The sequence below is a fragment of the Crassaminicella thermophila genome, assembly GCF_008152325.1.
Lineage (GTDB): Bacteria > Bacillota > Clostridia > Peptostreptococcales > Thermotaleaceae > Crassaminicella_A > Crassaminicella_A thermophila.
This window is the reverse complement of record NZ_CP042243.1, coordinates 2,564,443-2,577,860: the sequence shown is the minus strand read 5'-3', so window position 1 is coordinate 2,577,860 and position 13,418 is coordinate 2,564,443. Positions and strand designations below refer to the sequence as shown.

The 13,418-nt window shown below is 31.5% G+C and carries 9 protein-coding genes; all 9 read left to right on the top strand.

Translation table 11 applies throughout. The features are described 5' to 3' along the window. The first annotated feature begins 2 nt into the window (after positions 1-2). The 9 genes from FQB35_RS12935 to FQB35_RS12895 all read left to right on the top strand — a co-directional run bounded on the left by FQB35_RS12935 (position 3) and on the right by FQB35_RS12895 (position 13,413). Entirely contained in the window at positions 3-1,064 is a 1,062-nt protein-coding gene (locus FQB35_RS12935; protein WP_148810321.1) for a 3-methyl-2-oxobutanoate dehydrogenase subunit VorB, read from the top strand. Then, positions 1,064-1,810 carry a thiamine pyrophosphate-dependent enzyme gene (locus FQB35_RS12930; RefSeq protein ID WP_148810320.1) on the top strand — a complete coding sequence of 249 codons (747 nt, stop codon included), beginning with the start codon at positions 1,064-1,066 and terminating at the stop codon, positions 1,808-1,810. The genes FQB35_RS12935 and FQB35_RS12930 overlap by 1 nt, the downstream gene beginning before the upstream one ends. 1 nt (position 1,811) lies before the next feature. Further along, entirely contained in the window at positions 1,812-2,354 is a 543-nt protein-coding gene (locus FQB35_RS12925; RefSeq protein ID WP_148810319.1) for a 2-oxoacid:acceptor oxidoreductase family protein, read from the top strand. Between the two features lie 235 nt (positions 2,355-2,589). Then, positions 2,590-3,084, top strand: coding sequence for a hypothetical protein (locus FQB35_RS12920; RefSeq protein ID WP_148810318.1), 495 nt, complete (start codon positions 2,590-2,592; stop codon positions 3,082-3,084). 25 nt (positions 3,085-3,109) lie between these two features. Beyond that, entirely contained in the window at positions 3,110-4,726 is a 1,617-nt protein-coding gene (locus FQB35_RS12915) for a carbon starvation CstA family protein (protein ID WP_148810317.1), read from the top strand. A 416-nt stretch (positions 4,727-5,142) separates the two neighbouring features. After that, positions 5,143-6,489, top strand: coding sequence for a phosphoglucosamine mutase (gene glmM / locus FQB35_RS12910; protein WP_148810316.1), 1,347 nt, complete (start codon positions 5,143-5,145; stop codon positions 6,487-6,489). A gap of 445 nt (positions 6,490-6,934) precedes the next feature. Beyond that, positions 6,935-8,764 carry a glutamine--fructose-6-phosphate transaminase (isomerizing) gene (gene glmS, locus FQB35_RS12905; RefSeq protein WP_148810315.1) on the top strand — a complete coding sequence of 610 codons (1,830 nt, stop codon included), beginning with the start codon at positions 6,935-6,937 and terminating at the stop codon, positions 8,762-8,764. A 1,059-nt stretch (positions 8,765-9,823) separates the two neighbouring features. After that, positions 9,824-11,263 (top strand): SIR2 family protein, encoded by a 1,440-nt coding sequence (locus FQB35_RS12900; protein ID WP_148810314.1) that lies wholly within the window; start codon positions 9,824-9,826, stop codon positions 11,261-11,263. Further along, positions 11,245-13,413, top strand: coding sequence for an ATP-binding protein (locus FQB35_RS12895; RefSeq protein WP_148810313.1), 2,169 nt, complete (start codon positions 11,245-11,247; stop codon positions 13,411-13,413). The genes FQB35_RS12900 and FQB35_RS12895 overlap by 19 nt, the downstream gene beginning before the upstream one ends. Positions 13,414-13,418 lie beyond the last annotated feature (5 nt).

Here is a 13,418-nt window from a genome sequence, read left to right as displayed (position 1 = left end):
AAATGGCAAAAATATTAATGAAGGGAAATGAAGCGATTGCAGCAGCAGCAATCAAAGGTGGATGCAAGTTTTTCTTCGGATATCCTATTACACCACAAAATGAATTACCTGAATATATGGCAAGAGAACTTCATAAGGCAGGAGGATGTTTTGTTCAAGCAGAGAGTGAAGTTGCAGCAATAAACATGGTATATGGTGCAGCTGGCTCTGGGGCTAGAGTAATGACTTCTTCATCATCTCCAGGAATTGCGTTAAAACAAGAAGGTATTAGTTATATTGCAGGAGCAGAGCTTCCTTGTGTTATTGTAAACATATCCCGTGGAGGTCCTGGACTTGGGGGTATTCAGCCTGCTCAATCTGATTATTTCCAAAATACAAGAGGAGGCGGAAACGGAGATTATCGATTGATTGTATATGCACCTGCAACGCTGCAAGAAGCAGTTGATTTAACGATGGAGGCTTTTGATGTTGCAGATTATTATAGAAATCCAGTTGTCATATCTGGGGATGGTATGATCGGACAAATGATGGAGCCAATTGAATTTAAGGAACTTCCAAAACGTGAGATTCCTCCAAAGGATTGGGCTACAACTGGAACAAAAGGTAAAAGAAAACCAAATATAATAAATTCTTTAGCATTAGATCCTGCAGAACTCGAAAAACATAATATTCGATTAAAAGAAAAATATGATTTAATAGAAAAAAATGAAGTACGCTATGAAATGTATAATATAGAAAATGCAGAATTAGTCATTGTTTCATATGGAACTACATCAAGAATAGTTAAAAATGCAATTGCTGCACTAAAACAAGAAGGAATTAATGTAGGTTTAATTCGACCAATTACTTTATGGCCTTTCCCAATGAAAGCTTTTGATGAAATACCAAAAACGGTGAAAGCTTTATTATCTGTTGAAATGAGCATGGGTCAAATGATCGATGATGTAAAGATTGCAAATAAAGGAAGATATCCTGTTCATTTCTATGGAAGAAGCGGTGGAATGATTCCTACACCAGATGGAATTGCACAGAAAGTAAAAGAGATATTAGGAGGTGTAAAGTAATGGCTGTAGTATTTAAAAGAACCAATGGACTAAAAGATATTCCTACTCATTATTGTCCAGGATGTACTCATGGGATTATTCATAGACTCGTAGGAGAAGTTTTAGAAGAATTGGATGTTTTAGGAAAAACTATAGGTGTTGCTCCTGTTGGTTGTTCTGTACTTGCTTATGATTATTTTAACTGTGATATGCATGAAGCTGCTCACGGGCGAGCTCCTGCTGTTGCAACTGGAATAAAAAGAGTTGATCCGGATAATATTGTATTTACTTATCAAGGAGATGGGGATTTGGCATCAATAGGAGCTGCAGAAATAATACATGCAGCTCACAGAGGAGAAAAAATAACAACCATATTTGTAAATAATGCTATATATGGTATGACAGGTGGACAAATGGCACCTACTACTTTAATTGGTCAAAAGGCAACTACTGCACCTTATGGAAGAGATAAAGAACATTCTGGTATGCCTCTGAAAGTTTCTGAGATGCTTGCAACTATTTCTGGAGCAGTATTTGTAGAAAGGGTTGCTGTTAATACACCAGCAAACATAAGAAAAGCAAAAAAAGCGATTAAGAAAGCCTTTGAAGTACAAATGGAAGGAAAAGGATTTGGTATTGTTGAAATTCTTTCAACTTGTCCAACAAACTGGGGATTAGCACCTACAGAAGCATTAAAATGGTTAGAAGAAAATATGATTCCTTATTATCCATTAGGAAATTTCCGTACACCAGAGGAGGCGAAATAATATGGCAACACAAGAAATTATTTGTGCTGGATTTGGCGGTCAAGGTGTTATGTCTATGGGCCAGCTTTTAACCTATGCAGGGATGATAGAAGGAAAAAATGTTTCTTGGCTTCCATCCTATGGACCAGAGATGCGCGGAGGTACTGCAAACTGTAGTGTGATTGTTTCAGACACACCAATAGGTTCTCCTATTGTAATAGATGCAACTTCTGCTATTGTTATGAATTTACCTTCTCTTTTAAAATTTGAAAAAAGCCTTGTTAAGGATGGATTACTGCTTATAAATAGTTCATTGATTGATCAGAAAACATCAAGAGATGATGTGAAAGCTTACTATGTACCAGCTAATGAAATTGCAAATGAATTAGGGAACGGAAAAGTTGCAAATATGGTTATGCTTGGTGCATTCTTAGAAATTACAAAGGTTGTTGAAATAGATTCAATTCTTGCAGCACTAAAGAAAGTATTTGGGCCTGCAAAAGAGCATTTGCTTCCGTTAAATAAAGAAGCTCTTGAAAAAGGTGCAGCTACTGTAAGAGGATAAACAAATGACGAGTAGAAATACTCGTCATTTTATTTGCATTTTATGTAACTTATCTTGCATTTCGTGTATAAAATAATGCATTTCATGTATAAGATTATGGCAATTCATGTAAATGCGTTTGCAGATTTTGTAAAAAATCTTTTAATATAGTCTGAATTTTTGTATAATGAATAAAATGGGAATTATTTCATATTGGTTACAGTATAGAATTTTTTTAGCGAATAGGAGAGAAAGCATGGAATACACAAAATATATAGAAAATTTAGAAAATAAGCTTAAAAGACATTTTGACATAGAAAAAGAATATACATATAAAGAAATGAAAATAGATTTGTTTGGCAAGTATTATTTAAGAAATGAAAAGTATTTGGCAACTAAAAAAATCCCTATTTATGCTTTCGAGAATAATGAATACTGTATAATAAAATATTTTAAAGACTTAGACAAAGAAAAGGTTCAAACTTTTATAAAACATTTAAAGTTTGCTGTAGATGATTTTGTAAAACCTCACTCAGAGCATATGTCAACTTTTATAACAGGGGTTATTATAGTAGATAAAGAATTTGATAAAGAGATAGTTAAGCTGATTCAAAAATTTAAATTTCAGAAGAGCTTCGCCTTTGGTTTCAAAGGTTGGGTAGATATAAGATTAATTTTAGTGCATTTACCGAAAGGTGAAGTGATTACAAATAAAAAAGGAAAGGAGGTTAGAGAAGTTTATCAGCTTTAAAAAATAGATTTAAAGGAGGATTATTATGAATTCATTATGGTTAATTCTTGTAAGTATCATCATTTTCGGTATTGCTTATGTAACTTATGGTTCTTGGCTTGCAAAACAGTGGGGAGTAGACCCAACAAGAAAGACACCTGCTCATACAAAAAATGATGGAGTAGATTATGTACCAGCAAAAGCACCTGTATTGCTAGGACATCACTTTGCATCGATTGCTGGAGCAGGTCCTATTGTAGGTCCTATTGCAGCAGCTGTATTTGGTTGGGTGCCAGTAATGCTCTGGATTTTAATAGGTGGTATTTTCTTTGGTGGAGTGCAAGATTTTGGTTCTTTGTTTGCGTCTATAAGACATGATGGTAGATCTATAGGCGAAATCATCGAAGCAAATATGGGAAGAAATATGAAAAGATTATTTTCTATATTTGCATGGTTGACACTTTTATTGGTTGTTGCGGCATTTGTAAATATAGTTGCAAATACATTTGTAAGTGTACCTGCTGCAGCTTCAGCGTCTGTTCTATTCATTATATTAGCAGTATTATTTGGATTTTTTGTATATAGAAAAGGAGCGCCAATCGGTATTGCTAGTGTTATAGGAGTTATTTTGTTATTTTTATGTATTGTTCTAGGAAATATGTTTCCTCTTGTACTTAGTAAAAATGCATGGATTGCTATTTTGTTAGGGTATATTTTCATAGCATCTGTTACACCTGTATGGATATTACTTCAACCTAGAGATTATTTGAACTCATTCTTATTATATGCAATGTTAATTGGTGCAGTATTAGGACTTGTATTTTATAGACCAACTATTCAACTACCAGCATTTACAGGCTTTACAGCTAGCAATGGATTAAAGCTTTTCCCAATGTTGTTTGTTGTTGTTGCCTGTGGTGCTATATCTGGTTTCCACTCACTTGTTGGATCAGGAACAACTTCAAAGCAAATGGATAGTGAAGCAGATGCAAAAGCTGTAGGGTATGGTGGAATGTTAATTGAGTGTGTATTGGCAGTTATTGCTATTATCACAGCTGCTTATATTACAAAAGATAAGTTTGCAGAATTAGCTGGTGCAGGTGGACCTGTCAATGTATTTTCTGATGGTATTGGTGTGTTTATGTCAAAGTTTGGAATACCTTATGAAATAGGAAAATCTTTTGTTGCACTTGCTGTATCTGCATTTGCATTAACAAGTTTGGATACAGGAACAAGACTTGGCAGATTTATTTTCCAAGAGATGTTTGAAAATCCAGAGAAAGAAAAACAATCTTTCCTAACAAATCGTTTTGTAGCTACAGGTATTACTGTTGTATTAGGGGGATGGTTGGCATTAGGAAGCTGGACAGCAATATGGCCAATATTTGGTTCAGCAAACCAACTACTTGCAGCATTAGCACTTATTACAATTGCTGTTTGGTTGAAAAATAGTGGAAAAAAATACATTATGTTTGCAATTCCTATGACGTTTATGTTTATAGTTACGATTACTGCATTATGGCAATTATTACAAGCCAATTTAGCAAAAGGAAATAACATTCTTGTATTCTTTGCAGTATTCTTATTAGTACTTGCGATTGTTCTTGCAGTTTCAGGAATTAAGGTGTTGAGAAGTTCATCAAGGCCTAAAATTAAAGCATAAAAAAGATGGCGAAAGCCATCTTTTTTATGCTTAGACTGTATACAAAATAGAATTATTATAATTGAAAAATAAAAGCGAATAATTGCAAAGCTTTAGCAAAGAAAACTTGATAAAGAATTTCAGAAAAATTCGTAGGCTTAGCATGGACGCTAAGCCAGCATCATACAAGACAGGACGTCTTGATTAGGTGCGTTAGGATTTTTCTAAATTATGAATCTTAGTTTTCTCTAAAGCTTTGTTTATGAGCGTGATTTTTCAATTATATATATTATTTAGAAGTATTGGAATAAAAAGGCTTGTAGTAAAATTGAATTGACTTTTCAAATATGATAAAATAATATAGATTCACTATTTATGTTTACACATATAATAGAGTAAGAAAAAGTGATAGACTATTACGAGAGGAGTCTAATCAGATGGGAAAGTTGTTTGGGACTGATGGAGTAAGAGGTATTGCAAACATAGAATTGACGGCAGATTTAGCGTATAAACTAGGGAGAATTGGTTCTTATATACTTACAAATGGAAAGAAAAAAGCAAAAATTGTTATAGGGAAAGATACAAGAATATCAGGAGATATGCTAGAAGCTGCATTAGTTGCAGGAATATTGTCAACAGGATCAGATTGTTTATGTGTAGGGGTTGTACCAACACCTGCTGTGTCATATTTAACACGTCATTATGAAGCAGATGCTGGAATTGTTATTTCAGCTTCTCATAATCCAGTTGAATACAATGGTATAAAGTTTTTTAATAAAAATGGATTTAAATTGCCAGATGAAATTGAAGAGAAGATAGAAGATATGATACTTAATGATAAAGAAATTGACATTCATCCATCAGGAAAGGATCTTGGAAGAAAGATTGAAATTGATGATGCTATAAAGCAATATGCAAACTTCTTAAAAAGTACAATAGATGTAGATTTAAGAGGGATGAAGATTGCTGTTGATTGTGCCAATGGGGCATCTTATGTAGCAGCTCCTTCTGTATTATCTGCATTGGGCGCTGAAATAAAAATTATTCACCATAAGCCAGATGGATTTAATATTAATCTAAATTGTGGATCTACACATCCTGAAGAAGTACAAAGGCTTGTTCTCGATTGGGGTGCTGATGTAGGGTTAGCTTTTGATGGAGATGCTGACAGACTTATTGCGGTAGATGAAAAAGGGCAAATTGTAGATGGGGACAAGATCCTTACAATATGTGGAAGTAGCTTAAAAGAAAAAGGAAAGCTTCCGCATGATACAGTAGTGGCTACGGTTATGAGCAATATAGGACTAGAGAAAGCATTAGAAAAGAAAGGATGCAAAGTAGTAAAAACAAAAGTAGGAGATAGATACGTACTAGAGAAGATGAAAGAAGAAGGATATGTCCTTGGTGGAGAACAATCGGGACACATCATATTTTTAGAGCATAATACTACAGGAGATGGACTGCTTTCAGCGCTTCAGTTTTTAAGTGTTGTAAAGGAGAAAAATCAGTCCGTATCAAAGTTAGCAAGTATGATGACTACTTATCCTCAAGTTTTAGTAAATGCAAAGGTAAGTAATGATAAGAAATCAAAGTATATGGAAGATCCAGTTATTGCTGAAGAAATTGAAAAATTAGAAAAACTAATGGATGGAGAAGGAAGGGTACTTATAAGGCCTTCAGGAACAGAACCAATTGTAAGAGTAATGATTGAAGGGAAGGATGAGAGTCAATTAAAGGTATTAAGTGAAGGATTAGCAAAACTAATCGAAGAAAGATTGGCATAACATCACAGAACTAAAATTTATTGCATAAATTGTAATAAAGGGATAAATTCTAGCAAGAGATTGGATGTGTTTTCCTAATCTCTTGCAGTTTATTTTCTTTTATATAGCATAAAATGTGGAAAGGGGTGATGTTATAGGTAATGTATGAATAGATAATTTAAAATAAAACAAAAGCGCCAGAACTTAAATCATAATCGGAAAAAAAGATTTAAGTTGACGAGGACAGGGTTTATCGAGTTTTCGGCGGATGCCCTGCGGTGTATCACCACCGATAAAGAGCTTACAAAACTTCCAAGTGATTGGGGGGACAAATAGGCTCGGGTGATAATATATCAAATTGTTCGGATTATATGTAAATAGGGTAGTAATTTTTATCAAGTACTACCTAGGGTATTTTATTGCCAAAAACAGAGAAAATTAAATAATTTTGAGAGGAGATATAAATATGTGTGGAATTGTTGGATACATTGGAGAAAAAGAGGTAGCACCTATATTGATAGAGGGATTGTCAAAACTTGAATATAGAGGATATGACTCAGCTGGAGTTGCTATATTTGATCAAGATGAAATAAAGGTTAGAAAATTTAAAGGAAGAATCAGTATATTAGAAGAAAACTTACAAAAAGAAACGATAAAAGGAACATTAGGGATTGGGCATACAAGATGGGCAACACATGGAGAGCCATCCGATCGAAATTCACATCCTCATACAAACTGTTCTGGAAGTATTGCGCTTATTCACAATGGAATTATTGAAAATTATATGAAACTAAAAGAATGGTTAATAGAAGTAAATGGCGATCATTTTCAATCAGAAACAGACTCTGAAGTAATTGCTCATTTGATTGATTATTTTTATGATGGAGACTTACTAGATGCAGTATATAAAGCAATTGATAAAATGGAAGGAGCTTATGCAATAGGTGTAATCTGTAAAGATGAACCAGACAAAATTGTAGCTGTAAGAAAGGATAGTCCACTTATAGTAGGTCTTGGAGAAAATGAAAATTTTATTGCATCTGATATTCCAGCCTTATTAAAGTATACAAGAGATATATACTTGATTGAAAATGATGAGGTAGTATTGCTTACAAAAGAAGGTGTAAAAATATTTAATGAGTTAAGACAAGAAGTAAAAAGAGATGTATTTAAAGTGACTTGGGATGCAGAAGCAGCAGAAAAAGAAGGATATGCGCATTTTATGATGAAAGAAATCAACGAGCAGCCAAGAGGAGTATATGAAACACTACACAGAAGACTAGATAAGGAAGATAATATTGTACTTGATGGAATTAAAATTACAAAAGAAGATTTAGATAAAATCAATAAAGTATATATTGTAGCTTGTGGTACTGCATATCATGCAGGATTAGTAGGGAAATATGCTATTGAAAAATTTGCAAAAATTCCAGTGGATGTAGAAGTGGCATCAGAGTTTCGATATAGAGATCCATTTGTAGATGAAAATACACTATTCATTGCAGTAAGTCAATCAGGAGAAACCTTAGATACTTTAGCAGCACTTAGAGAAGCGAAAAGAAAAGGTGCAAGAATTTTATCAGTCGTTAACGTGGTGGGTTCTTCTGTAGCAAGAGAATCAGATGATGTATTCTATACTTGGGCAGGACCAGAAATTGCAGTAGCATCAACAAAAGCATATACAACTCAGCTTATATCTATGTATCTTTTGTCACTGCATATGGCAATGACAAAAGGAACACTAACAGAGGAACAATACAAAGCTTACATTAAAGAATTAAAAGAGATGCCAGATAAGATTCAAGCAATTTTAGATGATCATGAAACTATTCAACAGTTAGCAGATGAACAATTTAACAATGAAAATGTATTTTATATCGGTAGGGGATTAGATGTAACTGTTGCATATGAAGGATCATTAAAATTAAAAGAAATATCATATATTCATTCAGAAGCTATTGCAGCAGGAGAGCTAAAGCATGGAACAATCGCTCTTATTGAAGAAGGAAGACTTGTTGTAGCACTAGCAACTCAGGATAAGCTTTATGATAAGATGCTTTCAAATATTCAAGAAGTACGTGCAAGAGGAGCATATGTAATTGGTGTTGCTAAGAAGGGCAATAAAGAAATTGAAAAATCAGCAGACAAAGTAATTTATATACCAGATACATTAGATGAGCTTACACCAATATTAAGTGTGATTCCACTACAAATACTAGCATATTATATAGCAGTGGCAAGGGGTTGTGATGTAGATAAGCCAAAAAATCTTGCAAAGTCAGTTACTGTGGAGTAGGGGTATGTATTTTAGATAACAAATGTGTGTCGAATTGAAAAAAAGTTTGATTATTTGAAAAAAAGTTTGACTAAAAGAAAAAATGAGCTAGTAAAATAAATGTAGTTGTGAAAAAAGGTCGGACAGAATATATTTATGTAAAAAATTCAAACTATTTGTTGGTATTTGATTGAAAAAAAGATTTAATGAGTCAAATAATAATGAGAAACAAAAAAACTCATTTTTACTTGGCTCATTTTCTTTTTAATAATCTATATATTAAAAAAATGTGTCGAATGAATAAGGTAAAAAGGTTCAGTCATAGATATTAATGACTGATGTACAACAATAAAAAACTCATCCTAACTAATAAAAAACTTGACCTAATAATAATAAAAAGTTGTCATAAAAAATCATGATTCAATGCCAGTTTTGAGCATTAGAATTATGATTTTTTTATTTATGGATAACAGAAATAGAAAAGAAAAAGAGAAGATAAAATAGAAGAACTAGATAGATTATTATATAGAAAATAAAATAGAAAAAGAAAATTTAAAAGCCTTCAAAGTCTTTAAAATACTTAAATATAAAAGATAAATAGATGGATTAAATAGATTTAGAGACTAGAAAAAGGATTAAAGAATAAGGAGAAAAAGAAGCAATCCTTACCCCTTAATTCTTTAAACTTATCCTATATTTTATGACGACTTCTTTATCATTTTTGAACTCCAGATTTGGTAAAAACAGGGTTAAGATATAAGGGACTTTAGGAGGATTTTTTTATTATTAAGTTTTAAGGAGAATAGTGTGAAAGGGAGAAGAGGACTGGGGTTGAGGGTGGTTTGAAGTTAGGAGGAGTTTTTTTGAGTGTACAACTGAACCTTTTTACTATTTCATGAAATCTATTAGTACAATATAGGTAATAAATATTATTATTTAAGATTAATTAATTTATCTTTTTATATATATTAGATGTAAATGGACACAAATTGATATTTAATAACAAAGTTTTACAAAAACAAGGAAAATTATGTAATTAAATCGAATAAGTAAATATTATGTGCTGAATGGAGGGATAGTATGTGCATTAATATTACTAATGATGGAATTGAAAAACTTTGCAAAAGCAATTTCTATGTCGGAGGTAAAGACTGGCTAAAAGATTTTTGCAAATCAATTGGTAAAGAAGAATGTGTTGAATGTATTAAAACCAAAGGTTATGAAGATAAACAAGAAGAATTTAAAAAAATTACAGATAAAATCAGACTATATTTAAAAAATTATTTACAGTTAGATAATGTAAGTTTTTTATTTGGAGCTGGTAGTTCAATTCATCTTGGCTCTATCTCTATTAGACAGATACCAAAACAAATAGAAGATAAGATTAATGAGGATACAAATATTAAAAAATTGTTTAATAATCTTATTAAGCAGTTTAGTGCTGTTGATATTGTTAGTAGAACTAAAGATGAAGAAATAAATATACCTTTAGAGCAATTCTTAAATTATCTATTAGGATTGAAATTCGTACTAGAAAAGTCTAAGAAAGTTCATATATGTGATGAATTAAAAGAAAAAGAAGATATTGAAAAATTAGATATGCTAATTAAAATAATAAAGCAAGAACTGTTTAAATTATGTGATTTAGATAGTATTTCATTAGAAGAAAACCGGTTTGCAAAATCTAATCCAAATATAAAACAGATTATGCAAGATAATGGGAAATATTATTATCACAAGAAGTTGATAAAAGCATTACTACAAAGACCACTTAACTTAAAAAGGGTAAACATATTTACAACAAATTATGATTTAGCTTTTGAAAATAGCTTTGATGAATTAGGAGTACAATACATAGATGGTTTTACAGGATTTCATAAAAGAACATTTAAGCCAGAATCATATGATTATGATATATATTATCCAGGAACAACTACAGAGGGTAAGGTTAGAAGAGTTGAAAGAGTAATTAGATATTTTAAATTACACGGTTCAATTTCATGGCTACAGGATAAATTAGATACCTTCAATCAATATGGATTAGTTGAAAAGCCAATAGATTTAATCAGAAACAATCTAGAGCTAGCAGGTAACTTAATTATATATCCAACTTCATGTAAAAAAGAATACACTTTAGATTTCCCTTATTCTGAATTGTTTAGGCAGTTTGCTGCAACAATAACTCAATCTCAATCTGTATTATTCTGTATAGGATATAGTTTTTGCGATGAACATATAAATGATATAATATATCAAGCTCTTTCCATTCCAAGCTTTACTCTTGTAGTTATAGATTATTTAGGAACAAAAAATCCTGAAATAGATAGACTTAAAGACCTAAAAGATCCAAGGATAATAATACTACAAGGAGAATATTTAGGAGACTTTAAATCTTTTGCTACAGACATAATGCCTAATTTTCACGAAATAGAAATGAGAGAAAAAGTCACTAGTACTTTAAGGAAATTGTATGAGAGTGGCATTGGAGAGGAAGATGTGTCATGTTCGAAAGGAGCATAGGAAGAGTTATCAATGTAGATAGTTTTAGGGTTACTGTTGAATTAGACAATGACATTAAAAGTTTATATAAGAGTGGATATCAAGATATCTATGAGATTGCAAGAATTAACTCATATGTTATTTTACCTATTGGTTCTGAAAGAATAGTTGCTTTGATAACAAAAGTTAGAATAAGTGATGAAACAGAATTAGAACTGTCTTCAAATTCAATTTCATTACCAAAATCTAAAAGATATCTTATTGCAACGATGATAGGTACCATTGACAGTTCCGATAATTATGTCCAAGGAGTTTACAATTTTCCAATTCTAGATAATCCAGTTTGGTATATTATGAAGGAAGAACTAGAGATAATTTTTGACCAATCCTTAGAGGATGAGTTGATAGATTTTAAGAAAGATTATTTCTTACCAATTGGAAAATCTCCTGCTTTTTTTGACTTTGATATTAAGATAAACCCTGACAAGTTTTTCGGAAAGCATGCAGCTATCCTTGGAAACACAGGTTCTGGGAAATCGTGTACAATCAGTAGTATACTCCAAACTGTTTTTAAGACAAAGTACAGATATAAGGAAGGCAACACAATTAAAAGTGAATATATTAAGAATGCACACATAATAGTTTTTGATACAAATGGAGAATATAGTAAAGCTTTTACCTTTGATAATCCAGACTTAAATAACAGGGTAAACACTTTTAAGATAGATAAAGATGGGATAAGGGTTCCATTTTGGTTTATGAATTACAATGATTTTGATTATTTATTTAAACCATCTGAACAAACACAGTCACCAATACTAAAGAAAGCTATTGCAATTGCAAAATCAAATACTGATTTTACATCAGGTGAAGATACTAAAAAAGAAATTAATATAACTGAAACTTTAATAGGGATGCAAGTTGATAATATAATTAATCTAATAAATTCAATAAATATTGATAATGGAGACTTTAAATTAAAAAATTATATATATCATGAACTTCCTTTACATTCAGAGAATGCAAAGAAACTAAAGAGTAAATACTCAGAAGATTTTGAGAAGTTGTTAGAGTGCAAAAGCAAATTGAGGCAAAACGGGAAATATGTAAACGGACCTTTAGATTTTGAAACACTAAGTCAAGTTTTAGAGAATCTTATTAGTAAAAGAGAAGAGGACTATATTGCAGTCGAAGCTGAAAACAAAAAGGAGCTAAGAAATGAAACAAATATAGATATTCCTGGGTACTTTAACTTTATTGAAATTATTAATACTTATATTGATGCAGCAATAGATGATATAGGTGAGTCAAAATCAAAATATAAAGAATATTTATCAAGTTTAAAGATGAGATTGAGTAGTTTCTATGCTGATGATAGATTTAATATTCCTTTTATGCTAAAGGAAAAGGATTTTAATAATTCATTAGCAATTTTTCTAAAATATTTAGTAGGTGTTTTAAGTTTAGATGATAATGAGTTAAAGGAAGAAAACATTTTTACAAAATATAAGTTTCAAAAGGAAGAAGGAGAATATAAAAACATATCTAATTCAAATAATATTAGTCAAATATCAATTTTAGATATGTCACTTTTACCCTATGAAGTGTTGGAGAATATTACAGGACTAATTGCAAGATTAATATTAGAGTTTCTTCAAAGAATAGAGAAGGTTAAAGAATATAAAGACAAAAGAGGAAAACTACCTATTGTTTTGGTTCTTGAAGAGGCTCAAAATTATATCCCAGAAATAGATGAAAATAAAGATAGAATTTCTATTTCAAAAAAAATATTCCAAAGAATTGCTAGAGAGGGAAGAAAATATGGTCTATCATTAGTTATTTCTTCTCAAAGACCATCAGAGCTTTCAAGGACAATTCTATCTCAATGTAATACATTTATTGTACATAGGCTACAGAACCCTGAAGACCAAAGGTATATTAATAAAATAGTATCATCAGCAAATGAAGATATTTTAAATCAGCTCTCTGTATTACCACAGAGACATGCAATAATTATGGGCGATGCGGTTAGAAGTCCTGTTTTGGTTAGAATAAATGAAGTCAATCCTAAGCCAGATAGTGATGACCCAGAATTTTTTAGAAATTGGATAAAAGAGCCATCAAATGATATTGATTTTAATAAGGTAACAGATAATTGGTTAAAAAGATAAAATTT